A 26,323-nucleotide genomic window follows, 5' to 3' on the forward strand; every position below is an offset into this window, starting at 1 on the left:
GCGGATTTTTCAGGCATGGGTGCCAAGATGGCAGGACCGTTGACAGGACTTCGTGTGATTGACGCCAGCATCATGGCGGCTGGTCCCTGGACCGGGACGCTGCTGGGCGAGCTCGGCGCCGAGGTCATCAAGATCGAGCCGCCGAGCGGGGACGGGACCCGCTGGGTGGAGCCCTCCCAGCGGGGCATGGGCACGAACTTCATCTGCCTCAACGTCAACAAGCAGGACATCACGCTCGACCTGAAGAAGGTCGAGGACCAGGCCATCGCGCTCGATCTGTGCGCCAACGCCGACATCTTCATCCAGAATTTCCGCGGCGGCGTCATCGAGCGCCTCGGCCTCGGCTATGCCGCGCTCAAGGCCCGCAATCCCCAGCTGATCTATTGCTCGATCTCCGGTTTCGGAGAGACAGGGCCGCTGGCGAAGGAAGCCTGCGCGGACTTCATCATGCAGGCCTATTCGGGCTTTGCGCGGCTCAACGGCCGGCCCGGCGATCCGCTGGAAGCGTTTCGCTTCTCCGGCTTCGTCGACCTCACCACCTCCAGCGTCGCGGTGGAGGGCATCCTCGCCGCCCTCCTGGAGCGCAGCCGCACCGGGCACGGCCAGAAGGTGGAAGTCTCGATGCTGCAGGCCGCGCTCGAGATGCAGTTCACCCGCATGGCCGAGATCCTCGGCGCGGGGCGACTGTTCGAGCCCATGGGCAGCCAGTCGCCCGGCCTCGTCCCGGACCGCGTCTTCGCCACCCTCGACCATGGCGAGGTCTTCGTCACCGTCCACGATGCGGCCCAGTGGGCGGGCTTCTGCAGCGCGATCGAGCGTCCCGATCTCGTTGCCGACCCGCGCTTCGCCAGCAACGCCGCCCGCGTGGACAATCGCGCCGCCCTCGACGCCGAGCTCGAACCCATCTTCGCCGCCCGGCCGATGATCTGGTGGATGCGCATCCTGGAGCGTCACGGCGTCGCCTGCGCGCTCGCCCAGCATTTCGAGCAGCTGCGCCACCATGCCCAGATTTGCGCCAATGACATGGTGGCGCAGATCGAGACGGCCTGGGGGCGCCTGAGCATCGGCGGCCTGCCCTGGCACTTCAGCGCGACGCCCTGCGCGGTGACGCCGCCGCCGGTTCCGGGCGCGGACACCGAGCGCGTCCTGCAGCGGCTGAAGGACGGCGCGCTGGCGCGCAAGCCCGTCGCCGCGACCGGCCGCTCCCTCACCGAGGGCCTGCGCGTGGTCGAGCTTGCGAGCGGCGTCTCCGGCCCCATGGCCGGCTGCCGGCTGGCGGATCTCGGGGCCGACGTCGTCAAGCTGGAGACGCAGGACGGCGACTGGATGCGCGGCTGCCCGCCCTTCCTCGCCGATGGCACCAGCGCGGTCTTCTTCGCGCTCAACCGCGGCAAGCGCGGCCAGCGCCTCGCCGGCGAGGACGCCGAGCAGGCCCGGACCCTGCGGGAGATGCTGGCCAAGGCCGATGTCTTCATCACCGATCTGTCCGCCGCCAGGCTTGCGTCGCTCGGGCTCGCCGATGCCGAGGCGGCGCGCGCGCTCAATCCACGCCTCATCGTGGCGCAGATCTCGGCGTTCGGCGCCCATGGTCCGCTCGCCGGCAAGCCGGGCTCGGAACTCTGCGCCCAGGCGATGTCGGGGTACACCCGTTATGTCGGGACGGGCGGGGAACCCTCCATCCGCCTCGGCGCGGATGTCGGCGGCTGCAGCACCGGCATCTTCGCCACCCAGGCCGTCCTCGCGGCGCTGCATGCGCGCGAGGCGAGCGGGACCGGCCAATGGGTCGACCTGTCGATGCTGAACTCCCTGCTCGCCCTGAAGACCGTGCACCTCGCCGCGCAGAGCGATCCGGACCGGTTCGAAGGTCCACGGGTCGGCGGCGCCTATGATCCGCCGGAGCGCGGCTGGCGCACGGCGGATGCGCCCATCACCTTCGCCTTCGGCGGCTCGGTCGGCGCCGAGGGGCGGCCCGGCTGGGCCCAGTTCGTGGAGACGGTGGGCCTCAGCCATCTCCTCGACGATCCGCGCTTCGACAAGAACGGCCGGCGCACCACGGGCCTCGGTCCGGCGGCGCGCGAGCTCAAGCCGGAATACGAGGCCGGCTTCCTCACCCGCCCCTCGTCGGAGGTGGTGGCGCGGGTGCGCGGGTTCGGCGGGCTCGCCAGCGCCTATCTTTCGCATGAGGACCTGCTCGCGGAACCGCAGGTGCAGGCGCTCGACATCGTCCGGACCCTGCCCTCGGCCACGGGCAATGTGAACATCCTGTCCTATCCCGTGCTGTTTTCGGATTTCAAGCCGATCATACGCGGCCCGCTGGCCGAGGAAGGCACGCCCGACAGACGGACGGCGTGACCCCGAGTTCTGCCGGGCCGGCGGCTCGGCGGCATCCCGCGCACGAAGCGCGGACTTTCACCCGAGCGACACAGGAGAAGCACCATGAACGAGCATGTGATTCCCAAGACACGGCCTGCCCTGTCGCCGGCGGTGGAGCGCTGGCTGGCTTCCGAGCGCGCGATGCTCATCGACGGCCGGTGGGTCCAGGCGCAATCCGGCAAGACCTTCGCGACGCATGACCCGGCGACCGGCGATGTCATCGCCAATGTCCCCGAAGGCGACAAGGCGGATATCGACCTGGCCGTGAAGGCGGCACGCCGCGCCTTCGAGACGGGCCCCTGGGCGCGCATGACCCCCTCGGCGCGGGGCCGGCTCCTCCACAAGATCGGCGATCTGATCCTCGAGCATGCGGATGAGCTCGCCGAACTCGAGGCGATCGACAACGGCAAGCCGAAGGTGGTGGCGAAGGCCGCCGACGTCGCCCTGTCGGCGGACATGTTCCACTACATGTCGGGCTGGGCGACGAAGATCGAGGGCAAGACGATCCCGATTTCCGCGCTGGCCGCGCCGGGGCTCGACCTCGTCTCCGCCACCCGGCTCGAGCCCATCGGCGTCGTCGGGCAGATCATCCCCTGGAACTTCCCGCTGCTCATGGCCGCCTGGAAGCTGGCGCCCGCGCTGACCACCGGCTGCACCGTGGTGCTGAAGGTGGCCGAAGAGACGCCGCTTTCCGCGCTGCGGCTCGGCGAGATCATGCTGGAGGCGGGCCTGCCGGCCGGTGTCGTCAACATCGTCACCGGCTTCGGCGAGACCGCCGGTGCCGCCCTCTCCGGCCATCCCGACGTCGACAAGATCGCGTTCACCGGCTCGACCGAGGTGGGCCGGCTCATCGTCAGGGCGGCCTCCAACGACCTCAAGAAGGTCAGCCTCGAACTCGGCGGCAAATCGCCGAACATCGTGCTCGGCGATGCCGATCTCGACATCACCATCCCCGGCTGCGCGGCGTCGATCTTCTTCAATCACGGCCAGTGCTGCAATGCGGGCTCGCGCCTGTTCGTGCAGAAGAACATCTTCGACCGCGTGGTCGAGGGCCTGACGGCGGAAGCCCGGAAGATCAAGCTCGGCCACGGCCTGACGGAAGACACGCAGATGGGGCCGCTGGTGTCGCAGGTCCAGTATGAGCGCGTGACCGGCTATCTGGCCTCCGGCCGAAGCGAGGGCGCGCGCGCCACCTGCGGCGGCGAGGGGCTGGGCGGCCAGGGCTATTTCGTGCCGCCGACCATCCTCGTCGACACCAAGCCGGAGATGAAGGTTGTCCGTGAGGAAATCTTCGGCCCGGTGCTGGTGGCGACCCCGTTCGACGAGGTGGACGACGCGCTGATCGCGGAGGCCAACAACTCCGTGTACGGGCTTGCGGCCGGCGTCTGGTCGCGCAGCCAGGGCAAGGCCCAGCAGATCGCCCACCGGCTGCGCGCCGGCACGGTCTGGATCAACTGCTACCATGTGTTCGACGCCGCCTTGCCCTTCGGCGGCTACAAGCAGTCGGGCTGGGGCCGCGAAATGGGGCAGGCGGTGCTGTCGAACTATCTGGAGACAAAGGCCATCACCACCAATCTGGGCTGAGGGTCGTCAGCGGGTGCATCCGTCGGCCGGTCCGCCGGATGCACCCATGCCGGATGTCTGACGTGTTGATGGAGAAAGCGTGATCCGATCGGCACGCGCTCCGGGAGGACGATGATGAGCGACACCACTCCGACGGCCGTCGATCCGGCCACCACCCGGCCGTTCTACCGCCATATCGGCCTGCGGTCGGAGCCGGCGCCCGCGCCCGGCACATCCATCGTGCACCTGGCGACCCAGCCGGACATCGCCAACAGCCATGGCGACATCCATGGCGGGGCGATCATGTCGCTATTGGACGCCGCCATGGGAATAGCCGCCCGCACATTGTTGAGCGAGGGACAGGGCGTGACGACCGTCTCCATGTCGGTGAATTTCGTCACCGCCGGAGGCGGCGACCTGGTGGCGCGGGGACGGGTGGTCCGGCAGGGCAGGTCCATCGCCAGCACGGAAGCCTTCGCGGAGGATGCGAAAGGCCGCGTGGTCGCCCATGCGCTCGGCACGATGCGCATCGTGGATACCCGGTCGGGCCGGTCCGATGCCAAGGCGAAGGCTTAGGGTCCGCTGCTTCGCGCGAAAACGCGGCCTTCCCTAGGCGGGGACCTCCGAAGTGGTCTGCGACAACGGCCCCTTGATCTGTTTCCAGACCCCGTTGGCCGTCGCCACGATGCGCTCGTCCACCAGGAACACGCCGTTCATGAAGATGAGCTGCTTCGTCGCCCTGACCATGACGGGGCGCACCTGAACGACATCGCCGATGCGCACCGCGTCGACGAAACTCAGGCTGAGCTGCACGGTGGCCGTATGCGCGGCGCCGGTCAGCGCGCGCGCCGTGGCGCCGAGCGAGCGATCGATGAACGTCATCAAGGCGCCGCCCTGCAGCGCGCCGTTGCGGTTGCGGTGCTTTCCGCGGGTCGGAAAGCGGAAGGACGGGCCTTCCTCGTCCCGCCTGAAGAGGAAAGGCCCTACCAGGCCGACAAAGCCGCTGTCCTTCATCTGCTCCCAGCCCTCTTCCACGAGGCGGGCGATCTCCTGGTCGTCTTCCATCGGTCGTGCTTCACTCTGATGCGGGAATAGATCAAACGGTCGCGCCGCCAAGCCGGAACGCAGGCTCGGGCAACCCCTTCACGCCGGGCTCCACCACGAGGAGGCTGCCGGCCAACGGCTGGTCCAGAAGCTCCTGATCGGTCAGGCGAAATTGCATGGAGGTGATGAAGAGCCGGTCGAGGCCGGCGCCGCCGAACATGACGCTGGTGGGCTTCTTGAAGGGCAACCTGATCTCGCGATCGAGGCGCCCGTCCGGCGTGTAGCGCGCGACCCGCCAGCCCTCGACCTCGGCAATCCACAAGCCGCCTTCCGCATCGACGGTGCAGCCGTCGGGATGGCCGGCCACATCCATCGCGCTGTAGTCGAGAAAGACCCGGCGATTACGCAGGGTGCCCGTCGCCATATCGAAATCATGGGCATAGACGCAGCCGGGCCGGCTATCGACGTGATAGAGCGTCCCGCCGTCGGGGCTCCAGGCGATGCCGTTCGAGACGACGAAGCCCTCGTCCTGCTGCTCCAGGGTCAGCCCGGCATCGACCCTGAAGAGCCGCCCCTTCGGCTCGCGCACGTTGAAATCGCGGGTGCCGACCCATAGCCGCCCCGCCGCGTCACAGGCGGCGTCGTTGAACACCTCCTGCGAGAAGTCGATTCCGGGCAGCGGGACGCTGCGGGGCTCCGCCGCGAAATCGTCGAGCAGGGCCATCCCCTTCTTGGTGACGAGCAGGAGCCCGCCATCCGCGCGCGGCACGATCGCGCTCGGCGCATAGGGCAATGCGCGCGTCCGAACCTCACCCGTCGCCGGATCGAGGCGGAAGATCGCCTTGCCGACGACGTCGAGCCAGTAGAGAACCTGCTCCCGCCCCGACCAGACCGGCCCTTCCCCGAGGATCGAGGCCGGGGCGTCGATTTTCACCCAGGACGCGCTCACGCGGCTGCCTTTCCCGCCGGCTTGAACTTCACCAGCGTGACCTCGGGCGTCACCGCATCGAAGACCACCTCCACCGCCAGGCCGATCGGCATCTCGTCGAGGGTGCCGTGCTCGAGCCCGACGATATTGGTCACCAGGCGCGGGCCCTCCTCGAGCTCGACCATGGCGACGTTGTAGGGCGTCTCGAAGCCGGGGAAATAGACCTTGTGGAAGCGGCAGTTCGCCCAGATGCGGCCGCGGCCGGAGAGCTGCTCCCAATGCACGCCCTCATGGCCGCAGGCATTGCACCACGGCTCGAAATAGGTGTGGAAGGCGCCGCAGGCATCGCAGCGCGGCAGCTCCAGCCGCCCTTCCCGCGTGGCCGCCCAGTAGCGCCGGTTATGATCGTCGATCACCGGCAGCGGCTTCTGATAGGCGCTCATGACGGCTCCCTTCCGTAGATGACGGAGGTGCTCAGCGGCCCCCCCTGCAGATACTGGACGATGCCCGCTTCGGGAACCTGGCGTGTCCCGAGCTCGCCGCGCACCTGCCGGACCGCCTCGACATTGAGGGACCAGCCCTGCATGTAGCTTTCGGACAGATGCCCGCCATTCGTGTTGGTCGGATAGCGGCCCTTCAGGCTCAGCACGCCGTCCTCGACGAACCGGCCGCCCTCGCCGCGCGGGCAATAGCCGAAGCCTTCGAGCGTGAAGAGCACGGTCGGCGTGAAATTGTCGTAGATCATCAGCGCGGCCACGTCCTCGCGCGAGACGCCCGCCATCTCGTGCACGCGACCGGACACCTGCTGCATCGTCGCATAGCCGAAATCCTCGGGCAGCTCGCCCTGGGCGAGGCGCGAGAGCTGCGCCATCCCGCGCAGGTAGACGGGCTTGCGGCGCATGTCCCTGGCGCGCTCGCCGCTGGTCAGGATCATCGCCACGCCGCCGTCGTTGATGAGGCAGTAGTCCAGCCGGCGCAGCGGCTCGCAGATGAACGGCGCGTCGAGATAGTCCTGCATCGAGATCGGCTTGCGCATCACCGCGCCGGGGTTGAGCAGCGCATGGTCGCGGAAGGTGCGCGAGATGGTTGCGAGCTGCTCGATCGTGGTGCCGTAGAGCGCCGCATGCCGCTGGAACGCCATGGCATGGATGGCGCCGGGCGAGGTCATCCCATAGGGGAACCAGAGCTGTTCGGCGCTGGTCCCGTAACGGTCCTCCTTGCCGCCATAGCGCGCGCCCGCGGTCCGGCCGTCATTGCCGTAGACCACCGCGACCGTGTCGAGCATGCCCGAGAGGATCGCCTGCACCGCGATCTGCAGGGTGCCGCCCAGCATGCGCCCGGCGCCGGGGTTCACCGTCAGCAGGCGCGGCGACATGCTCGTGATCTGGATGAACTTCTGATAGTCGCTCAAGCGGTGGAAGGCGATGCCGTCGATGTCCTTGAGCGTCAGGCCGGCATCCTCGGCGGCATTGCGCAGCGCCCAGATGCCGAGCGAGGTCGCGTCGTGATCGGGCAATTTGCCGAAATCGGTCATCCCGACGCCGACGACCGCGACGCTGTCCTTGCGGTTGCTGGTAAGAGACAAAGCTCCCTCCTTTCCGGCACGCGACCTATGCGGGTCGCCGCCGATGGTTTCTCCAAAGCCGGATGATGAGCACCGCGATGCCCGTGAGAGCGAGCGCGCCGCCGACGATCGCGACCTGAACCAGCGCCAGGGCGGTCGCCCGCGAGTAGTCGCCATCGAACATGTAGTTGAAGATGACCACCGGCAGCACGCTGGAGGCGCTGGTGAAGAGCAGCGCCGATGCGGTGAGCTCGTTGAAGACCTGGGTGCCGCCGATGGTGGCGGCGGAGCGGATGGTGCCGGCGAGCAGCGGCAGCCTGATCTCGCGCGTGACCGTCAGGTTCGAGGCGCCGCAGACGAAGGCCGCCTCCTCGAGCTCCTTGCCGAGCTGCAGGAGGCCGGTCTCGAAGAGCCGCACCAGCATCGGCAGGAAGCGGGCGAGCATCACCAGGACGATGATGCTGATCGTCGCGTAGACGGGCGTGCCGATATAGAGCCAGATCAGCCCGACGCCGACCAGCACGCCGGGAACGGCGACCGGGATGCTGGCGATGATCCAGGTGAGGGTCGAGATGCGGTCGCGATAGCGCACCCGTCCAAGGGCCACCAGGAAGGCGAGCGTCAGCAGGAGCACCGTCGAGACGACCGTGACGATCAGGCTGTTGCGCAGCGAGGTGATGGCGAGCCGGTCGGAGAAGGTCGTGTTGATATTGCTCCAGGTCAGATCGGAGAACGCGAAGCTGCCCGAGAAATAGGGCAGCAGCGCTCGTAGCGCGATGGCTCCGATCGGCAGGATGCAGCTCAGCAGGATGAAGAACAGGATCGCGCCGAGGGCGAGCGTCCGCTTCAGGTCGAACCCGCCCGCAGAGCCGACCCGCGGCGAGCGCGGCCCGACCGTGACGAAGCGCTCCTGGACCCGGATGGACAGGGCGTAAAGCAGCATGCCGAAGGCGGTCACCAGCAGCAGGATGAGCCCCACGGCGGAGGCTTCGCCGTAATCGATCGGCCAATGGGTCGTGCGGTCATAGATGATGTAGGAGAGGACCTCGTAGCCATAGGGCACGAGAAGCAGCCCCGGGATCGAGAACATCTCCGCCGCGAGCACGAAGATGATGATCACCGCCGAAAGCAGGGACGGCCAGAGCAGCGGCAGGACGACGCCGAGCGCGGTCCGGATCGGCCCCGCGCCGCAGATGGCGGCCGCCTCCTCCAGTTCCGGATTGAGGCGGTCGAGGGAGTGGCGCACCAGCGAATAGGCGTAAGGCACGAAAAAGAGCGCCATGATGAAGACCGCGCCCCAGTAGCTGATGATGTCGAAGCCCGGCAGCCCGAGCGCGCGCAGCGCCACGTTCAGCATGCCCGTCTGCGACTGGCCGAGGGTCAGCCAGCCGACGGCGCCGATGAAGGGCGAGATGAAGATCGGCGCCATGATGCCGATCTCGAGCACGAAGCCGCCGGGCGGACGCAGCCGCGACATCAGCCAGGCGATGACGGTGCCCACGAAGGTCGACCCCAGCCCGACATAGAGGCCGAGCTCCAGGGTCGAGACCAGCGCCGGCAGGTAGCTGGTGGTGAGAAAGACCTTTTGCAGATGGCTCGTCGTGAAGCCCCCGCCGGTGCCCGCCTGCATCGAGCCGACGAACACGGCGAGAACCGGCAACCCCGCGAGCCAGATGATCGCGAGGAGCAGCGCCCAGCGCGGCAGACTCAGGGACAGGGCCAGGCGCCGTGCCATGCCTCAGCCGCGCGCCTTCATGATCCGCGTCCAGGTTTCCTGGTACTTGCGGCCATTGGAGATCCAGTCCTGGATATCCGGGTTCCAGGTCTGCGTGGGGAAGGCGAACCAGGGCTCGGTCTTCAGCTTGGGAACGATGCCGCGGGTGTCGTCGACGCCCTTGAAGGCGGGAAGCCCGTTATAGGCCGGCTCCATCATGGCGATCGCGCCCTTGCGGCTCATCACCCAGGCGAAGAACAGGCGGGCAGCATTCGGATTGGGCGCATTCTTCAGCACGCCCCAGCCGTTCGTGCCGTATTCGACGGTCGGAGCCGGGTAGATGAAGCGGATCGGCGCGCCCCGCTCATATTCGCTGAAGACGATGCTCTCCCATTGCGCGCCCCAGGAGATCGGCTTCTGGCCGGAGACCACGGCGTCGCGCGCCTGGGCGGTGTTGACGAAGATCGCCGGGTTCTGCCCCTTCAGCTTCTTGAGGAAGTCCTCGCCGAGCGAGGGCGTGTTCATGACGTAGAGCAACGGCGCGAGGGTGACGCCGAAGGTCGGCTCGACGATGCTGACCCGGTCGCGGAAGGCCGGGTCGAGGATGCCGTCCCAGTTCTTGAGCTTCTCCGCCTCCTGCTCGGTGACGAGCTTCGGATTGTACATGATCACCGAGCGATTCTGGTCGGGGTAGTAGAGGTAGGGGGAGAGGGACAGGGTCTTCTCCGGGAAATTGCTCGCGGTGTCGGGCACGATGGCCGCCAGGAGCTTTTCCTTGAGCAGCATCTCGTTGGCGCTCATCTCGGTTCCCTGGAACACGTCGATGCGATGGACGCCGGCCGCGCTTTCCTGGAGCAGGGCCTGGACGCCGCTCGCGCCCGCCTTGCGCTCGAGGTTCACCCGGATGCGCGGGAACTCGCGGTTGAAGGCTTCGCTCAGGGCCTGCATGGCGTTGAGCGGGGAAGAGTAGAGCAGCGTCAGCTGCCCTTCCGCCTCGGCGGCCTTGACGAGCTCCGGCGTGATCGAAAGCTTTTCCTGCGACAAGGCGGGCGTCGCCATGCCGAGGGCCGCCAATACAGCGGCGAAAAGCGCATGCCTCATGTCTTCCTCCCGTTTCTTTCTTCGTTACGTTTCGGCCCGACCAGAACGTCAATTGATGCGGCGGCTGCGCCCGGCCCAGATCGGATCGCTCAAGGCGCGCCGGTCCGGCTTGCCGTTCGCGTTGAGGGGGATCGCGGCAATGGCGTGGATTTCCTTCGGCACCTTGTAGCTCGCGAGCGAGGCGCGGCAATGCTGCTGGAGGGCCTCGGGGGAGAAGTCCGACGGGTTGCGGACGGCGACGAAGGCGACGACCCGCTCGCCCCAGCGATCGTCCGGCGCCGAGACCACGGCGGAGTCCCGCACGGCGGGGAAATCGTTGATCACCCGCTCGACCTCGGCCGGGTAGACGTTGAAGCCGCCGGAAATGATGACGTCGTTCATGCGGTCGCGCAGAAAGATGTAGCCGTCCTTCATCTCGCCGAGGTCGCCCGTCGCAGCCCATTCAGCGGTCAGGGTTTCGCGGCCCGCTTCGGTGATGCGGGCGTGCGGCAGCCACGGCGCCTTGACCTCGATCTCGCCGATCCCGTCCCGGTCCGGCCGCGCGACCCGCACCTGCGCGGCCAGGAAGGGCGTGCCGGCGCTGCCGCGCAGCTGCGGGTTGCGATGGCCGGCGCCGTCGAGATGGCTGATCGAGCCGGCTTCATGCGAGCCGTAGACATGCATCAGCTCGGTTTGCGGCAGCAGCGCCAGCGTCTCCTCGACGAGGCTCGCGCGCGCCGGCGAGCCGCCATAGACGAGCTGCCTGACGCCCGAGAGCCGCAACGCCTCGCGCGAGGCCGCATTCTCCAGCACGAAACCGAGAATGGTCGGCACCATCTGCGAGCAGGACACCCGTTCGGTGGCGAGGATCCTGGCGACGTCGTCCGCATCGAATTTTTCCAGGATCAGCAGCGTGCCGCGGCGCATGAAGGTCGGGAGGACGAAGAGCCCGGCCTGATGGGAGAGCGGGCCGAGGAGCAGCGTGGTCGAATAGGGGCAGACCTGGATTTCCTCCGCGAGAATCGAGACGGCGCGGATCAGCCAGGCCTGATGCGAGACGACCACGCCCTTGGGGGCGCCGGTCGAGCCGGAGGTGAAACGGATGATGGCGTCGCTGTCCTCGCGCCCTTCGGGGCTCGCCACGTCGCCCCCCGCGGCCACGATCCCGGCCAGGCTTTCGCCCGCGGGGCCGGCGCCGTCGCTCAGCACGAAAACCACCTCCGTGCCTTCCAGAAGGCCGCGCAGCTCCTGCGCCTTGGCCGCCGTGGTCACGACGAAGCGGGCGCCGCTCAACCCGATCTGGCGCGCCGCCTCGCTGGCCGCGAGCCGGAAATTGACATAGGCCGCGACCCCGCTCGAGCGGAAGGAGGCGAACTGCGCGATCAGGAAATCCGCCGAGTTCGGCAGGTGGATCGCGACGGCGGCGCCGGCACCGAAGCCCCTGGCGGCCATCCAGCCGGCCAATGCGGAAACCGCCCTGTCGAGCGCATCATAGGTGAGGCTGCGTCCCGTGCTCCATTCGCGAACGGCGAGCTGTTCTGGCGCCGCGAGGGCGGCCCGTGACAGAACGGCGTCGATCGTCGGCATGCAGCCTCCTCCGGCATTCACGCATTATCATATCGGCACCGCCGCGCTGCCGCGGCGGCGGTCATTCAGATCACCACGCAGTGCTCGGGCGGGAAATGGACGAACACGCGCTCACCGACGCAGCCCCGGCTGTCGCTCGAATCGACCTCGACCGCCACGGGCTCTCCCGTGGCAAGCTCGATGTGATAGCGGCGGCGATCACCCAGATAGCTCGCGGACCTGATCGTACCGGGCAGCACATTGCTCGCGGCCGCGTCGACGAGGCGCAATTGATGGGGCCGGACGACGAGGATGCTCTCGCTCGAGCGGTCGTCGAGCCTCCCGACCGCGAGGGAAGAGCCTTCGCGGAGCTTGACCCCCATGGCGGCACGATCGACCGCCGCGACCTTGATGGTGTTCGCCGCTCCGATGAACTCGGCGACGAAGCGGCTCGCCGGACGCTCGTAGAGGTCTTCCGGCGTCCCGCTCTGGACCAGGCGGCCGTTGTGCATGATGTGAATCCGGTCGGACAGCACCATCGCTTCCGCCTGGTCGTGCGTGACGTAGATTGAGGTGGTTCCGATGGCGCGATGCAGCTCGTGGATGAGCTCGCGCATGGAATCCCGCAGCTTGGCGTCGAGATTCGAGAGCGGCTCGTCGAAGAGGATGACCTGCGGCTCGGCGACCAGGGCGCGGGCCAACGAGACACGTTGCTGCTGGCCGCCGGACAATTGGGAAGGATAGCGCTCGCCATAGCCGTCGAGACCGACCTTCTCCAGCATGCTGTCGGCGCGCTTGTGCTGCTCGGCGCGGTCCACACGCAGCATCTTCAGGGGAAAGGCGACGTTCTCGCGCACCGTCTTGTGCGGCCACACCGCATAGCTCTGGAAGACCATGCCGAGGCGGCGACGATAGGTCGGCACGAAGACGCCATTGCCGCTGACGATGCGCCCGCCGATCGAGATGGTCCCGGTGCTGGGCTTCTCGAGCCCGGCAATCATCCGCATGGTGGTCGTCTTGCCGGAACCGCTCGGGCCAAGGAGCGTGACAAAGGTGCCGGGCTCGATCGCCAGCGTCACGTCGGCGACGGCGGAGACCGCATCATAGCGTTTTGAGACGGCAGCAAGCTCGATACTGCTCATTCGTTCCTATCCCCGGGTCAGGAGCGAAGCCTGCTGGTCAGATCCCCCCTTCTTGTTTGAGTGCATTTGTATACAGCGGAATGTATGTGTCAAGCTGGAGGAATTCCACCGACCATGGCCGCGCCCTGCCCAAGGCATCATCGCATTTCTCCGAAAGAACCGCATTGCCGAACCATGGGCTCCGGAGCATTTTCGCGCGATGTTGATCCCCGCCTGCATGAGGACGAGGCGACAGCTTGTCGCGCCCTGTTCATCGCAGCGCCCTCCAGGGCGCCTCGCAGGGCGGAGGGTTCGCGCAGCCCCTGCTCGCAGTCTTGCGCGACGATCGGCCCCCGTCCCAGGGCCGTCCGCATGAGGCTGCCCGGGCTGACGCCGAGCCTTTGCGCGAGGTCGATTTCCTTCAGCCGGGACTATGCCTGTTCGGCGCGCGAGACAGGCACGACAGGAACGTCCCCGCCACGGCCGATCGTCGAATCCGCCATGAAGGCCTCCGGGCAGGGGTTGCCGCTGCCGCGATGGCTGCGCCTCCGCCTCATTGCATATCTTTGTATACATCGATGCGTGCAGCCTGTTCCGACCACGGCCCGCCACGGGCTGTCGGCAGCGCGCATGGCCGGGAAGACCGGACATGACCGAATGGCTGCGCGGGGTCGCCGCGGCAATTCTGCATCGTGGGCAGGCTGCGGTGGAAGCGCGCCTTCGCGAAATCGAGGCCGCGCCCTTTTCAGCGCCGCCCATGCTGGAATAGTAAGCGAAGCCGGCTTGCGCCCGGCGCGAGGCGCGGCAATCCTGCGACGGGAACACCCATGAGCGCGGCACGGGCGGAAAGCCTGCGTCGCATTCTCTCAAAAAACGGAACGGAACGACGGGAGTCCATGATGAAACTGCGCGGATTGCTTTTCGGCATCGCGGCCACGCTGGCGGCGTCCACGGCGCTCGCCCAACAGCCGGTCAAGATCGGCATGATCACCACCTTGTCGGGCCCCGGCGGCTATCTCGGCCAGGACATCCGCGACGCCTTCAAGCTCGCCATCGAGATGGAGGGCGGCAAGCTCGGCGGCGTGCCGGTCGAGCTCATGGTCGAGGACGACGCCCTCAAGCCCGGCCAGGGCAAGCAGATCGCCGAGAAGATGCTGAAGACCGACGGCGCCAAGATCATGACCGGCATCGTCTTCTCGAACGTCGCCGGCGCCGCCGTGCCCGACATCGTCGATTCCGGCGCGCTCTATGTCAGCCCCAACGCCGCGCCGTCCAACTTCGCCGGCAAGGAGTGCCACCAGAACTACTTCGTCGTCTCCTGGCAGAACGACAACCTGCACGAGAGCGCCGGCCAGCACGCCACCAATCTCGGCTATAAGAAGGCGTTCATCCTCGCCCCGAACTACCAGGCCGGCAAGGACGCGCTGACCGGCTTCAAGCGCCTGTTCAAGGGCGCGATCGCCGGCGAGGTCTATACCCGCCTCGACCAGACCGACTACGCCCCCGAGATGGCGCAGATCCGCGCGGCCGAGCCGGACGTCGTCTTCCAGTTCCATCCGGGCGGGCTCGGCATCGCCTTCCTGCGCCAGTACCAGCAGGCGGGCCTGCTCGGGAAGATCCCGATGGTGCTGGCCTCGCCCTCGCTCGACGCCACCACGCTGAAGGCGGTCGGCGAGGCCGCGCTCGGCGTCGACGTGACGAGCCAGTGGAACACGGACTTCGACAACCCGGCGAGCAAGGAATTCGTCGCAGCCTTCACCAAGGCCTATAACCGCGTGCCGACCTATTACGCGAGCCAGGGCTACGACACCGCGCGCGCCATCGCCTCGGCGCTGAAGGCGACCGGCGGCAAGACCGACGTGCCGGCGCTGCGCGCGGCGCTCGCCAAGGCCGATTTCCAGTCGGTGCGCGGCGCCTTCAAGTTCGGCCCGAACCAGCACCCCGTGCAGGACTGGTACGCGCTGAAGGCGGAAAAGGGCGCGGACGGCACGCCGGTCCTGAAGACCGTCGGCAAGGTCTTGAGCAACCATGGCGATTTCTACGCCAAGGACTGCAAGCTCTGAGCCAGGCCGACGCCGGTTCGCACGGACAACGATGAGATAAGGCGCGGGACCCCCTCTCCTGCATCGAAGCCGGGTGTTGCCGGCTTCGACACTTCGAGCGCTGATCTCGGGCGAGCCCGAGATCAGCGAGAGGGGCAAGGGTTGAGGTGTTCGGGAGAGAGATCATGAGCCTGAACCCGACCGCCACGTCCGCGTCACTGGTCCAGCGGCCTACACCTCACCCTGCCCTCTCCTTACAGGCGAGGGTTCCTCGCGCTTTTGTCGGGACTGCCCGGCTGCCGCCACGATGACGCTCGTTCTCGAACAATTGCTCAACGGCCTGCAGTTCGGCGTGATGCTGTTCCTGCTCGCGGCCGGGCTGACGCTGATCTTCGGGATCATGGGCGTGATCAACCTCGCCCATGGCTCGCTCTACATGGTCGGTGCCTATGCCGCCGTCTTCACGGCCGCCGGGACCGGCTCGTTCCCGCTCGCCGTGCTCGCCGGGCTCTCAGCCGCCGGGCTCGCCGGCATGGCGATCGAGCTTCTCGTGCTGCGCCGGCTCTATGCGCGCGACCATCTCGACCAGGTGCTGGCGACCTTCGCGCTGATCATGATCTTCAACCAGGGCGTCACCATCCTGTTCGGGCGCCAGCCGCTTTTCGTGCCCGTGCCGCCCGCGCTCAACGGCTCCGTCCAGCTCCTGCCGGGGCTGAGCTACCCGGTCTATCGCCTCGCGATCATCGCGGTCGGGCTTGCCGTGGCGCTCGGGCTCTACCTGCTGATCAACCGCAGCCGCACCGGCATGCTGGTGCGCGCCGGCGCCACCCATCGCGAGATGGTGCGCGCGCTCGGCGTCGACATCCGCCTGCTCTACACCGTCGTCTTCGGGCTCGGCGCCCTGCTCGCGGGCCTTGCCGGGCTGATGGCCGGGCCGATCCTGGCCGTGCAGGTCGGCATGGGCGAGCAGATCCTGATCACGACCTTCGTCGTGGTGGTGATCGGCGGCGTCGGGTCGGTCCGCGGCGCCTTCTTCGGCGCGCTGATCGTCGGGCTCGTCGACACCGGCTTGCGCGCCTTCGCGCCGGGCCTGCTGCGCCACGTCATGACGGGCCCGGAGGCGGACGCGCTCGGCGCCGGCCTCGCCTCGATGGGGATCTATCTGCTGATGGCGATCGTGCTTCTGGTGCGGCCCAAGGGATTGTTCCCCGCCCATGCCTGACGCCTCGTCCCGCAAGCCTGCTTTCGGCCGCGCGACGGCGCTCGTGCTTGTCGCCGCCGCGCTCGTCGCCCTGCCCTTCGCGGTCCAGGCGCTCGGCCAGCCGGCGCTGGTCACGCTGGCGACGCGCGTGCTGATCTACGCCATCGCCGCCGCCAGCCTCAACCTGGCGCTCGGCTATGGCGGCATGATCAGTTTCGGCCACGCCGCCTTCTTCGGCATCGGCGGCTATGTCGTCGCCATCCTCTACCGCACCCTGATGGACGACGGCCTCTTCCTCGGCTTCATCCCCGGCACGGACCAGCTCCTCATCACGCTGCCGGCCGCCATCCTCGCCGGTGGGCTCGTCGCCTGCGTGATCGGCGCGCTCTCCTTACGCACCAGCGGCGTGCAGTTCATCATGATCACGCTCGCCTTCGCGCAGATGCTGTTCTTCCTGTTCGTCTCGCTGAAGGCCTATGGCGGCGACGACGGGCTGACCATCCGCCGCCGCAACGCGCTCTTCGGCCTCGACACCCGCGACGACATCACCTTCTATTTCATCTGCCTGGCCGCCACGGCGCTGGTCTTCCTGGCCCTCTGGCGCATCGTCGGCTCGCGCTTCGGCATGGTGCTCGCCGGCATCCGGCAGAACGAGCGGCGCATGGCCGCGATCGGCATCGCGCCCTATCGCTACAAGCTCGCCGCCTTCGTCATCTCCGGCATGGGCTGCGGCCTCGCGGGCGCGCTGATGGCGAACTACCTGCGCTTCGTCAGCCCCGACATGCTGCACTGGACCAAATCGGGCGAGCTGATGATCATGGTCATCCTCGGCGGCGTCGGCACGCTGATCGGCCCGCTTCTGGGTGCGGCTGCCCTCGTCGTCCTCGAAACCGTGCTGACCGGCTGGACCGAGCACTGGCAGCTCGTGCTCGGGCCGATCCTGCTTCTCGTCGTGCTCTTCACCCGGGGCGGGCTCAGCGGGCTGATCGCGAGGCGCGCGCCATGACCGGAACGCCGCTCCTCATGATCCGCGGCCTGCGCAAGCGCTTCGGCGGGCTCGCCGCCAGCGACGGCGTCGATCTCGATCTGCGCGAGGGCGAGATCCACGCGTTGATCGGCCCCAACGGCGCCGGCAAGACCACGCTGATCGCCCAGCTCTTCGGCGAGCTGAAGCATGACGAGGGCTCGATCCGGCTCTCCGGCGAGGAGATCGGCGCCCTGCCGACGGCAGGCCGCGTCAGGCGCGGGCTTGCCCGCACCTTCCAGATCACCCAGCTCCTGCCGGACTTCACCATGCTCGACAATGTCGCGCTGGCGGTGCAGGCGCGCCGGAGCCACAGCTTCCGCTTCCTAGCCAAGGCCCGGTACGACGAAGGCTTGCGCGACGGCGCCCGCCGGCATCTCGCCGCGGCCGGCCTTGGCGATCGCGCCGGGACCAGGGTCGCCGACCTCTCCCATGGCGAGCAGAAGCAGCTCGAATTCGCCATCGCGCTCGCCTGCGAGCCGCGCCTGCTGCTGCTCGACGAGCCGATGGCGGGCCTCGGCCACGCCGAAAGCGAAGAGATGGTGGCGATGCTCACCGCCCTGAAGGGCCGCGTCACCATGCTGCTCGTCGAGCACGACATGGACGCGGTCTTCGCGCTCGCAGATCGCATCTCGGTCCTGGTCTATGGCCGCGTCATCGCCACCGGCACGGCTTCCGAGATCCGCGACAACCCCGAGGTGCGCTCAGCCTATCTCGGCGAGGGGGGGCCCTGATGCTCGCCATACGCAAGCTTCAGGCGGCCTATGGCGCGAGCCGGGTGCTGTTCGATGTCGGTCTCGACATCGCCGAGGGCGAGGTCGTCACCCTGATCGGCCGCAACGGCATGGGCAAGACCACGACAGTGCGCGCGATCATGGGGCTCATCGCGCCGCAGGGTGGCGAGATCAGCTTCGAGGGCCGCGACATCCGCAGCCTCGCGCCGGAGCGGATCGCCCGCTGCGGCATCGGCCTCGTGCCCGAGGGAAGGCAGGTCTTCCCGACGCTCTCCGTGCGCGAGAACCTCGTCGCCACCGCCGCCAACCGCCTGAAGCGCGCCGGCCCCTGGACGCTGGAGCGGGTCTACGGCCTCTTCCCGCGCCTCGGCGAGCGCGCCGGCCAGTCCGCCCGCACGCTGTCGGGCGGCGAACAGCAGATGCTCGCGATCGGCCGCGCGCTGATGACCAACCCGAGGCTGCTCATCCTCGACGAGGCGACGGAAGGGCTGGCACCCGTCATCCGCGCCGAGATCTGGAGCTGCATCGCGGCGCTGAAGGCGCAAGGCCACGCGATCCTGCTGATCGACAAGAACATCGCCGTGCTCGGCCGCATCGCCGACCGGCACTACGTCATCGAGAAGGGCCGCACGGTCTGGTCCGGCTCGAGCGCCGATCTTTGCGCCGATGCGGCGCTGGTGCATCGCCATATCGGCGTCTGAGGAAGCCCGCATCTGACGCGGGAACAATTTCTGCCTCTGCGGCGTTGCTCCCGCGCACGGCGAAGCCGTCGCCCTCTCCGGAACCAGGATGGCCCGATGACGCATCGGGACGCGATCATGGAGGCGAGACATGCAGCAGGATGACAAGACCCGGCACGAGATCAGGAAGATCGCCTATGCCTTGTGGATCGAGGAAGGGCGGCCCGAGGGCCGCGACCGGGAGCACTGGGAGGCCGCCAAGGAAATCTGGGCCTTCCGCAGCCACAATCATGTGATCGACGAATCGGACGGCCCCGCCACCGAGGCGAAGCCGCGTCGCAGCAGGCCCGACGCGGCCTGAGGGCGCCGGGCGTCAGGGGCAGGTATAGCCGCCGGAGCTCGCCGGGCAGCGCGCGCCGGTCGGCAGCACGAGCGCGCTTCCGGCGCTGCGCACATAGTCGCCGTTCGGCAGCAGGAATCCGCCCGTGGAATCGGGCGTGACCCGCGTGCCGTCGGGAAGGACCAATTGCCCGCCGTCGCGGACGATGCGCTTGGCTGGCGAGGGCGCCGTCTGCGGGGCAGGCTGGGGCCGGGACGAAACGCAGCCCGCGACCATGACGGCGACCAGACTGGCAGCGAGCGATATCCTCATCATGCCGCTATCTTTGCCGCGCCGGGCGAAAGACCGCAACCCCGCCCGCCCGTCGCGCTTTTAATCGGCCTGTAATCCGCCCGTGCGCCTTCGGCCCTTAAAGCCTGTTCACTCGTCTTGGAATGGGCCAGCCGCACATGGCACTCGAGACGAGGCGGGCTGGCACCCGCGGGAAGGGAGCGCACCGTTGGGAGGCGATTGCGCTCCCTTTCTCACTCTCACGGCGTCCGGTGACGACGGGCAACAGTGATCCATCGTCCTTCTCGGGCGCTATCCGATGCTGCCCAGGCCAATCGCGATTCCCTGGCCGAGGACGACAAGGCGCACGAACAATACGAGCGGCGGGCCGCGCAGGCGCATGGAGCCAGGGTGGTCGGGCAGGCGGAGGTCAACGCGCATCGATCCCGGGCGACAGCGCCACGCTCCGGCCACTCCTTCAAATGACGGATGCAGATGGGAAACGAGCGTGGAACGCTCATCCGATCCTGGCCTCTCGAGCACGCGCAATGGCGGTATTGACCTCGAACCTCTTCAAGGGCGACTCCAAGTTGGAGGCGGCCGCGACCCGCGATCCGGCCCACATCATGCGTGGAGCGCGGGGCGACCACGTCAGCAAGATCCAGACAGCCTTGAACCGCGTCGACAATGCCGGGATCGGCATCGACGGCAGCTACGGCCCCGAAACCGCCGACGCCGTGCTGAGCTTCAAGCGCAAGCGCGACATCGTCGCGCGGCCGCGCCAGCAGCAGGCCGACGATATCGTCGGGATCCGCACCATCGCGGCGCTGGACGCCGAAATGCGGCAATGGGAACTCCGCCCGCCGAAACCGACCTTCGCCGCCGTCAGCTCACCCAACCCGATGTTCGGCGATACGGATCGATACGGCTTCAGCCTCGCGCGCCTGGCGCAGGGAGCCGACGGCGACTGGTCGCGCCGCGATCCGTCGCTCCCCGCCTGTCAAATGGTCCCCCTGGGCGCCACGCGCGTTCTCGTTTTCACGCTTCTCGGGGGCGAGGGCGAGGTCAATTTCGAGTTCAATGGCCCGGGCGTGTGCAGCATCGTGCGCATGTCGAGCCACGACGCCGAGAATGGCGGCCGCAGGATCCACGTGACCGTGCGTGGCCTGATGCCCGCCGAGACGGAGCTGAGCCTGCGGCTGGACCTCAAGCGCGTCGTCACGGTGAGGCTCATCGTCCGCAATCATCGGCAGCGCTCGCTCAGCGTGGTGCATCTCGGGCCGGTTCTGACGCCGGGCGACGATACCTATATACTCGACAACCTGATTCCCATGCTGAACCTGCTCTTCGAGCAGCAGGTCAATCTGAGGGTGACCCGCGGCTGGAGCCGCATCCAGCACAAGCTACCCTTGAACGACGATCCGGACAGCTGGACGGCCCCCAACCCCAGGAACGACCTCTATATCCTCGATCAGGGCCAAAGAGCCCCGAACGGTGCGGCGTTCATGCATTGGCGCGACCTCTATCAATTTGGCCTCGGTGCAGATCTCCTGATCTTCTGCGGCCCGAACCTCAAGGATGGGAGGGATCCGCACGCGATCGGCGCCGGCGCCTTCAACACCGGCCGGAGCTGGGTGAACATCCGTCGGCACAGCCGGTATTCACCGGGCGGAGCGCTGACCATGATCGCGGCCCATGAACTCGCCCATTCCATAGGCGCAAATCACATTACCGCGCTGAGGAGCCAGCATTATCTCATGACCTCGCTTCCCCTGGCTTGGGGACAGGTCGCGATCCCTTCCGAAACGCTGCATGAGTACCACCTCGCCTAGCGCATCGGATTTTTCCGGAAAATGGGTCCATTTTTCGGTCCGATAATCGAGAGTCGAAGCTCTGCGAGCCTGCTGGGTCCGCCGAAGCTTCCTGGCAAGCTGTGCAAATCAAGCGCGAAAAAAGAATGGCGGACAGGGAGGGATTTGAACCCCCGATACCCTTGCAGGTATGCCGCATTTCGAGTGCGGTGCATTCAACCACTCTGCCACCTGTCCGCGGTCGCCTTCGGTCGAAGCGAGGCGCTTACTACACAAGCCGCGTCCCGGGGGCAAGTCATCCGGTCCTGCGAAATCCCGCCGCCTCCGCCGCTTTCGCTTGACCTGACCCGGCCTTTTCGACTATCGAGCAGCGTCCGGCGCGGGGAAACCCGCGCCCGATCTCTTTTGGCCCGTGCGCTGCGTCGCGGGCCGACAGGAGCAAGCCACACCACGCAACCGACTGCCAAATAGCCGTCCCGCAGGCGCTTCCAGCCGGAAGCCTCAAGACAGGACGGGGCCGAACATGGAGGATAAAATGTTCGCAGTCATCAAGACCGGCGGGAAGCAGTTCCGCGTCGCCGCCAACGACAGGATCACCGTCGCCAAGATCGAGGGCAACCCCGGCGATACCGTCGCCTTCGGCTCGGTGCTGATGCTCACCGAGGGTGAGAAGACCACGCTCGACGCCAAGGCCCTCTCCGAGATCACCGTCGCCGGTGAGATCGTCGAGCAGGCCCGTGGCGAGAAGGTCATCGCCTTCAAGAAGCGCCGCCGCCAGAATTCCAAGCGCAAGCGCGGCTTCCGCGCCGAGCTGACCATCGTGCGCATCACCGACATCCTCACCGGCGGCAAGAAGCCGGAGATGAAGAAGGGCGATGCCTCTGCCGTGGCGCTGAAGGCCGCCTCGACCGCGACCAAGGGCAAGGCCGCCGCGAAGCCCGCCGAGGCTGCCGCTGAGGGCCTCGACGCCTCGAACCTCTCGCTGATCTCGGGCATTGGCCCGACCATCGAGAAGAAGCTGCGCGCCGCCGGCATCGCCTCCTGGAACGAGATCGCCGCCTGGACCGAGGCCGATATCGCCAAATGGGACGAGGAGCTGAAGCTGCGTGGCCGCGCCACCCGCGAGGAGTGGGTCGAGCAGGCCAAGGAGCTGCTCGCCGGCAAGCCGCCGCGCGCCAAGGCCGACCAGGCCGAGCTCGCTTCGGGCGAGGACTACTGACGGCATCCGTCAGCGTAAGATCGATCGTCGGACCCGGACCGGCTGGCTTTCGCCGCCGATTCGGGTTACAGGGACAGCACAAGTTTCAAGGTTAAGGCGTCATGGCTCACAAAAAGGCAGGCGGCTCGTCGCGTAACGGCCGCGATTCCGAAAGCAAGCGGCTCGGTGTGAAGCGCTTCGGCGACCAGGCGGTCGTGGCCGGCAACATCATCGTTCGTCAGCGCGGCACCAAGTGGCATGCCGGCGCCAATGTCGGCATGGGCAAAGACCATACCCTCTTTGCGACGACGAACGGCCGCGTCCGATTCACGACGAAACTCGGCCGAGCTTTCGTGAACGTAGTCCCGGCCCAAGAGGCCGCAGAGTAAGAGGCGGATAGGGAATTCTCTCGATCCGCCGGTTCCATCGAACCGAACGGATCAAGGGATTGAAGGCCCGGAACGGGTCTCCCGAAGGTCAGCGAAGGGGAGATGGGACCGAAGTCCCAGCTCCCTTTTTTCGTTTGCGCCGACGGAGAGACGAGAATGTTCCCCGAATTGACCCGCGACGATGTCTTCCGGCTCGAGACCCGGCGGCTGTGGCTGCGCTGGCCGCGCATGGCCGATGCCAAGGCCATCCTGCGCCAGGCCGGCGACAAGGCGGTGGCGGAGATGACGGCGTCGATCCCCCATCCCTATCCGCCGGATGCGGTGGAGCCCTTCGTCTTCGCGATGCGCAAGGGCAATGCGCTGGGCGAGCATCTGGCGCTCGCGATCACGCCGCGTTCGAAGCCGAACGAGCTGATCGGCATGATCGGCGCACACCATCAGGCGACGGGGGTGCCCTTCATCGGCTACTGGCTCGGCACCGCCCATTGGGGCAAGGGCTACGCGACCGAGGCGGTGCAGGGGCTGATCGACACCCTGTTCTCGCTCATCGACGTGCCGGCGATCGAGGCCGACAGCCGCATCATCAACCCGGCCTCGCGGCGGGTCCTGGAGAAGTCCGGCTTCCGGGCCGAGGGCTCCTTCCTGAAGTCGCTGCCGGCGCGCGGCGGGCTGTTCCCCTGCGAGCAGTTCCGGCTCGACCGCTCGACCTGGGCGGCGCTGAAGAGCTGGAGCGCCAGCGGCTGGGCCCATGCGCCCGAGCCTGAGCCTGAGGCGGAACCGGCACGCGCCCCGGCGCTCGGGCTGCCTCCGCGCCGCCAGCAGGAGCTGGGCAACCCCTGCCCGGCTTGCTGACAGGCGCCGCCGTCATTGCGGGGAGCGTTTCCTGAAATTACGTCGCGAAGGTCCCGTGCAGCTCGTCCTCGATATGCACGCGGATGATCTCCTCGAAGCTCGACTCCGCCCTGAAGCCGAGCGCGAGCGCGCGCTGCGGGTCGAAATCGCGCGGCCAGCCCGCGACGATGCCGTCGATCACCGGATCGGGCTCCCGCCTGATCCGCTTCACCACGCTCTCGCCCGCGACCTTGCGCAGCGCCTCGATCTGCTCGGCGACGGTGCAGGAATAGCCCGGCATGGTCAGCGCCCGGCGCGCGCCGATCGCAGCCAGGTCCATCGTCGCAGCGTGAACCAGGAAGCCGACCGCCGAACGCGGCGAGGCGTGCCAGTGGCGCACCTGGTCGCAGACCGGCAGCACGGCCTCCTCGCCGTTCAAGGGCTCGCGGATGATGTTGGAGAAGAAGCCCGAGGCCGCCTTGTTGGGCCTGCCGGGGCGCACGCAGATCGTCGGCAGGCGGATGGCGACGCCGTCGAAGAAGCCGCGCCGCGTATAATCGCAGAGCAGCAGTTCGCCGATCGCCTTCTGCGTGCCGTAGCTGGTCAGCGGGGTGGTGAAGAACTCGTCCTCGATCCTGTCGTGGAACGGCGCGCCGAACACCGCGATCGAGGAGGTGAAGACCACGCGCGGCCTGTAGCCGCCGCCCACGCGCCGGATCGCCTCGAAGAGCTGGCGCGTGCCGTCGAGGTTGATGCGGTAGCCCTTGTTGAAATCGGCCTCGGCCTCGCCGGAGACGATCGCCGCGAGATGGACGATCAGCTCCGGCCGCGCCGCGACCAGCGCCTCGGCCTCGCCGGGGAGCGACAGGTCGGAGACGACCGATTCGACATCGAAGGGCGCGGCCGCCAGCGGGGCGGCCGGGACGACGTCCTGCGCCGTCACGCGCGTCACCGGCTCGCCGCCGAGCACAGCGTCGCGGGCCAGCCGCTCGATGAACTTGCGCCCGACCATGCCGGCGCCGCCGAGAACCAGAATATGCACCCTCGCCTCCCCGGAAGTCCGCTGCGGCTCAGAGCACGAAGCCGCCATCCGCCAGATGGATCTGGCCGGTGGTGAAGCTCGCCTCGTCGGAGGCGAGATAGACCGCAAGCCGGGCGATCTCCTCGGGCAGGCCGAGCCGGCCCATGGGTTGGCGGTCGATGAAGGACTGGCGCACGGCCGCCTCCGTCGTCTTCGTCTCCGCGGCGATATCGCTGATGCGCTTGAGGAGGGAGGGCGAGGCGATCGTGCCGGGGCAGATCGCGTTGGCGCGGATGCCCTGCCTGATGAAGTCGGCCGCGAGCGCCTTGGTCAGGCCGATCACCGCCGCCTTGGTCGCGCCATAGACATAGCGGTTCGGCAGCCCGCGCACGGTGCTCGCGACCGAGGCGATGTTGACGATCGAGCCCGCGCCCTTGGCCAGCATGCCGGGCAGGAAAGCCTGGATCGTGCGATGCATCGACTTGACGTTGATGTCGAAGGAGAAATCCCAGGACCGCTCGTCGGTGTCGAGCGCCGTGCCGTGATGGACGAAGCCGGCTGCGTTGACGAGGATGTCGACCGGCCCGATCTTCTCGGCGAGCGCGTTGACCGCCTTGGTCGAGAGCACGTCGAGCTTGCGCTTCTTCGCCTTCGGGATGCCCTCCAGCAGCGCGACGTCCCTGTCGGTCGCCCAGACGGTGGCGCCCTCCGCGACGAAAGCCTCGGCGATGGCCCGGCCGATCCCCTGCCCCGCGGCGGTGACGACCGCGACCTTGCCCTTCAAACGTCCTGCCATGCTCGTGTCCTCCCTCAGCCGGCCTCGGCAAAATCAGCGAGCGCGGCTTTCTGCCGGCCCTGCGTATCGAAATTCTCCGGCGCGAGCCAGACCCGGAAGGCGCGCGCCCGCGCCGGCCATTCGCCGTCGAGGATCGAGAACCAGGCGGTATCGCGATTCTCCCCCTTCACCACCATATGCTGGCGAAACACTCCCTCGGGCTTGAAGCCGAAGCGCAGCGCGGCGCGCTTGGAAGGCTCGTTCAGGTCGTTGCATTTCCACTCGTAGCGGCGATAGCCGAGCGAGAAGCCGTAATCGCCGACGAGATAGATCGCCTCCGTCGCCGCCCGCGTCCGTTGCAGGGACGGGGAATAGGTGATCCAGCCGACCTCGAAGACGCCGTGCTCGGGCCGGATCTCCATGATCCAGAGATGGCCCTTGGCCTTGCCGTCGGCCTTATCGATCACGGCGAGCGGCACGATGCCGGCCTTGGCCACCATCGAGTCGAGCAAAGCGCGATAAGCCTGCTTGTCCTGCGGGGGCCGCGCCGGCAGCCAGTCCCAGATCGCATCGTGGCCGGCGGCGGCCGCCCAGATGTCGTCGAGATGGCGGGCGGTGTCGAGCGGCTCCAGCCGGCAATAGCGCCCCTCCAGGACCCTGGCCGGGGGAAAGGGCGGCGCCTTCCAGTTCAGCGTCATGATGCGTCCTTGCCTTTCCAGCCGGCGAGATCGTGCCGGATCTCCCAGGCCTCGCCGAGCTCAGCGGCGATGGCCCGGGCGAGGGCATGGCCCTCGGCCTCCCAGGCCAGGCGCTCGACTGCACCGTCGAAATCGGAAGCGGCGGGATCGTCCTCGTCATAGATCGCGTCGAAGGCATCCATCCAGGCTTCGAGCCGGTCTGCGAGCGCCTCCGACAGCCCGATCTCCTCGGCATCCACGGGCTTGCGCCGCCCCTTGGGGTCGAGCTGCCAGAGGCCGCTCAGGCCAAGCCATTCCGGCGCGATCAGGAGCGTGCCGCTCATGCGCGCTTCCCGGAATGCTGCGGCTTGCGTGCC

At 67.8% G+C, this 26,323-nt stretch carries 26 protein-coding genes and 1 tRNA gene; 13 read left to right on the forward strand and 14 right to left on the reverse strand.

The window, feature by feature from the left end; translation table 11 throughout:
• The first annotated feature begins 27 nt into the window (after positions 1 to 27).
• The 3 genes from M9917_RS01065 (at position 28) to M9917_RS01075 (ending at position 4,512) form a co-directional block, all read left to right on the forward strand.
• Positions 28 to 2,352 carry a CaiB/BaiF CoA transferase family protein gene (locus tag M9917_RS01065; RefSeq protein ID WP_297254659.1) on the forward strand — a complete coding sequence of 775 codons (2,325 nt, stop codon included), beginning with the start codon at positions 28 to 30 and terminating at the stop codon, positions 2,350 to 2,352.
• A gap of 84 nt (positions 2,353 to 2,436) precedes the next feature.
• Positions 2,437 to 3,957: an aldehyde dehydrogenase family protein gene (locus tag M9917_RS01070; protein ID WP_465246309.1), complete on the forward strand. Its 1,521-nt coding sequence runs from the start codon at positions 2,437 to 2,439 to the stop codon at positions 3,955 to 3,957.
• A 114-nt stretch (positions 3,958 to 4,071) separates the two neighbouring features.
• A complete protein-coding gene (locus tag M9917_RS01075; protein WP_297250463.1) occupies positions 4,072 to 4,512 on the forward strand; it encodes a PaaI family thioesterase in 441 nt (146 codons plus the stop codon).
• A 33-nt stretch (positions 4,513 to 4,545) separates the two neighbouring features.
• Here the strand turns inward: M9917_RS01075 and M9917_RS01080 are convergent, their stop codons facing one another.
• From M9917_RS01080 to M9917_RS01115, 8 genes are all read right to left on the reverse strand, one after another.
• Positions 4,546 to 5,001: a PaaI family thioesterase gene (locus M9917_RS01080; RefSeq protein WP_297250464.1), complete on the reverse strand. Its 456-nt coding sequence runs from the start codon at positions 4,999 to 5,001 to the stop codon at positions 4,546 to 4,548.
• A 31-nt stretch (positions 5,002 to 5,032) separates the two neighbouring features.
• A complete protein-coding gene (locus tag M9917_RS01085; protein WP_297250465.1) occupies positions 5,033 to 5,929 on the reverse strand; it encodes an SMP-30/gluconolactonase/LRE family protein in 897 nt (298 codons plus the stop codon).
• Positions 5,926 to 6,351: a Zn-ribbon domain-containing OB-fold protein gene (locus tag M9917_RS01090; protein WP_297250466.1), complete on the reverse strand. Its 426-nt coding sequence runs from the start codon at positions 6,349 to 6,351 to the stop codon at positions 5,926 to 5,928. Before M9917_RS01090 ends, M9917_RS01085 begins: the two co-directional genes overlap by 4 nt.
• Positions 6,348 to 7,493 carry a thiolase family protein gene (locus M9917_RS01095; protein WP_297250467.1) on the reverse strand — a complete coding sequence of 382 codons (1,146 nt, stop codon included), beginning with the start codon at positions 7,491 to 7,493 and terminating at the stop codon, positions 6,348 to 6,350. Before M9917_RS01095 ends, M9917_RS01090 begins: the two co-directional genes overlap by 4 nt.
• Before the next feature lie 25 nt (positions 7,494 to 7,518).
• Entirely contained in the window at positions 7,519 to 9,207 is a 1,689-nt protein-coding gene (locus M9917_RS01100; RefSeq protein ID WP_297250468.1) for an ABC transporter permease, read from the reverse strand.
• A gap of 3 nt (positions 9,208 to 9,210) precedes the next feature.
• Entirely contained in the window at positions 9,211 to 10,287 is a 1,077-nt protein-coding gene (locus tag M9917_RS01105) for an ABC transporter substrate-binding protein (RefSeq protein WP_297250469.1), read from the reverse strand.
• A gap of 48 nt (positions 10,288 to 10,335) precedes the next feature.
• Positions 10,336 to 11,853: a class I adenylate-forming enzyme family protein gene (locus M9917_RS01110; protein WP_297250470.1), complete on the reverse strand. Its 1,518-nt coding sequence runs from the start codon at positions 11,851 to 11,853 to the stop codon at positions 10,336 to 10,338.
• 65 nt (positions 11,854 to 11,918) lie between these two features.
• Positions 11,919 to 12,974 carry an ABC transporter ATP-binding protein gene (locus tag M9917_RS01115; protein ID WP_297250471.1) on the reverse strand — a complete coding sequence of 352 codons (1,056 nt, stop codon included), beginning with the start codon at positions 12,972 to 12,974 and terminating at the stop codon, positions 11,919 to 11,921.
• Positions 12,975 to 13,852: 878 nt separating this feature from the next.
• On the opposite strand from M9917_RS01115, the gene M9917_RS01120 reads away from it, so the two are divergent.
• The 6 genes from M9917_RS01120 to M9917_RS01145 all read left to right on the forward strand — a co-directional run bounded on the left by M9917_RS01120 (position 13,853) and on the right by M9917_RS01145 (position 18,995).
• Positions 13,853 to 15,016, forward strand: a complete 1,164-nt coding sequence (locus M9917_RS01120) for an ABC transporter substrate-binding protein (RefSeq protein WP_297254661.1) — start codon at positions 13,853 to 13,855, stop codon at positions 15,014 to 15,016.
• A gap of 286 nt (positions 15,017 to 15,302) precedes the next feature.
• A complete protein-coding gene (locus tag M9917_RS01125; RefSeq protein ID WP_297250472.1) occupies positions 15,303 to 16,217 on the forward strand; it encodes a branched-chain amino acid ABC transporter permease in 915 nt (304 codons plus the stop codon).
• The gene (locus tag M9917_RS01130) at positions 16,210 to 17,202 is read left to right on the forward strand and encodes a branched-chain amino acid ABC transporter permease (RefSeq protein WP_297250473.1); all 993 of its coding nucleotides are present in this window, start codon (positions 16,210 to 16,212) and stop codon (positions 17,200 to 17,202) included. The genes M9917_RS01125 and M9917_RS01130 overlap by 8 nt, the downstream gene beginning before the upstream one ends.
• Positions 17,199 to 17,954 carry an ABC transporter ATP-binding protein gene (locus tag M9917_RS01135; protein WP_297250474.1) on the forward strand — a complete coding sequence of 252 codons (756 nt, stop codon included), beginning with the start codon at positions 17,199 to 17,201 and terminating at the stop codon, positions 17,952 to 17,954. Before M9917_RS01130 ends, M9917_RS01135 begins: the two co-directional genes overlap by 4 nt.
• A complete protein-coding gene (locus M9917_RS01140; RefSeq protein WP_297250475.1) occupies positions 17,954 to 18,655 on the forward strand; it encodes an ABC transporter ATP-binding protein in 702 nt (233 codons plus the stop codon). The genes M9917_RS01135 and M9917_RS01140 overlap by 1 nt, the downstream gene beginning before the upstream one ends.
• Positions 18,656 to 18,785: 130 nt before the next feature.
• Positions 18,786 to 18,995 carry a DUF2934 domain-containing protein gene (locus M9917_RS01145; protein ID WP_297250476.1) on the forward strand — a complete coding sequence of 70 codons (210 nt, stop codon included), beginning with the start codon at positions 18,786 to 18,788 and terminating at the stop codon, positions 18,993 to 18,995.
• A gap of 12 nt (positions 18,996 to 19,007) precedes the next feature.
• On the opposite strand, the gene M9917_RS01150 is transcribed toward M9917_RS01145, so the two are convergent.
• Positions 19,008 to 19,289: a hypothetical protein gene (locus M9917_RS01150; RefSeq protein ID WP_297250477.1), complete on the reverse strand. Its 282-nt coding sequence runs from the start codon at positions 19,287 to 19,289 to the stop codon at positions 19,008 to 19,010.
• Between the two features lie 503 nt (positions 19,290 to 19,792).
• Here M9917_RS01150 and M9917_RS01155 point away from each other — a divergent pair.
• Positions 19,793 to 21,076 carry a hypothetical protein gene (locus tag M9917_RS01155; protein ID WP_297250478.1) on the forward strand — a complete coding sequence of 428 codons (1,284 nt, stop codon included), beginning with the start codon at positions 19,793 to 19,795 and terminating at the stop codon, positions 21,074 to 21,076.
• A gap of 126 nt (positions 21,077 to 21,202) precedes the next feature.
• Here the strand turns inward: M9917_RS01155 and M9917_RS01160 are convergent.
• Positions 21,203 to 21,292 (reverse strand) — tRNA-Ser (locus M9917_RS01160).
• Between the two features lie 298 nt (positions 21,293 to 21,590).
• Between M9917_RS01160 and rplU the strand changes: the two genes are divergently transcribed.
• The 3 genes from rplU (at position 21,591) to M9917_RS01175 (ending at position 23,494) form a co-directional block, all read left to right on the forward strand.
• Positions 21,591 to 22,274, forward strand: coding sequence for a 50S ribosomal protein L21 (gene rplU / locus M9917_RS01165; RefSeq protein WP_297250479.1), 684 nt, complete (start codon positions 21,591 to 21,593; stop codon positions 22,272 to 22,274).
• A 101-nt stretch (positions 22,275 to 22,375) separates the two neighbouring features.
• Entirely contained in the window at positions 22,376 to 22,642 is a 267-nt protein-coding gene (gene rpmA, locus M9917_RS01170; RefSeq protein ID WP_297250480.1) for a 50S ribosomal protein L27, read from the forward strand.
• 156 nt (positions 22,643 to 22,798) lie between these two features.
• Positions 22,799 to 23,494 (forward strand): GNAT family N-acetyltransferase, encoded by a 696-nt coding sequence (locus tag M9917_RS01175; RefSeq protein WP_297250481.1) that lies wholly within the window; start codon positions 22,799 to 22,801, stop codon positions 23,492 to 23,494.
• 37 nt (positions 23,495 to 23,531) lie between these two features.
• Here M9917_RS01175 and denD read toward each other — a convergent pair whose 3' ends face one another.
• Genes denD through M9917_RS01195 form a run of 4 tightly spaced genes read right to left on the reverse strand, consistent with a single transcriptional unit; the run spans position 23,532 to position 26,290 of the window.
• Entirely contained in the window at positions 23,532 to 24,515 is a 984-nt protein-coding gene (denD, locus tag M9917_RS01180) for a D-erythronate dehydrogenase (RefSeq protein WP_297250482.1), read from the reverse strand.
• A 28-nt stretch (positions 24,516 to 24,543) separates the two neighbouring features.
• Positions 24,544 to 25,290, reverse strand: a complete 747-nt coding sequence (locus M9917_RS01185; RefSeq protein ID WP_297250483.1) for an SDR family oxidoreductase — start codon at positions 25,288 to 25,290, stop codon at positions 24,544 to 24,546.
• Positions 25,291 to 25,304: 14 nt separating this feature from the next.
• Positions 25,305 to 25,967, reverse strand: a complete 663-nt coding sequence (locus M9917_RS01190; RefSeq protein WP_297250484.1) for a GNAT family N-acetyltransferase — start codon at positions 25,965 to 25,967, stop codon at positions 25,305 to 25,307.
• Positions 25,964 to 26,290 (reverse strand): hypothetical protein, encoded by a 327-nt coding sequence (locus tag M9917_RS01195; protein WP_297250485.1) that lies wholly within the window; start codon positions 26,288 to 26,290, stop codon positions 25,964 to 25,966. Before M9917_RS01195 ends, M9917_RS01190 begins: the two co-directional genes overlap by 4 nt.
• Between the last annotated feature and the right edge of the window lie 33 nt (positions 26,291 to 26,323).

The organism is Bosea sp. (in: a-proteobacteria), from assembly GCF_023953965.1.
Lineage (GTDB): Bacteria > Pseudomonadota > Alphaproteobacteria > Rhizobiales > Beijerinckiaceae > Allobosea.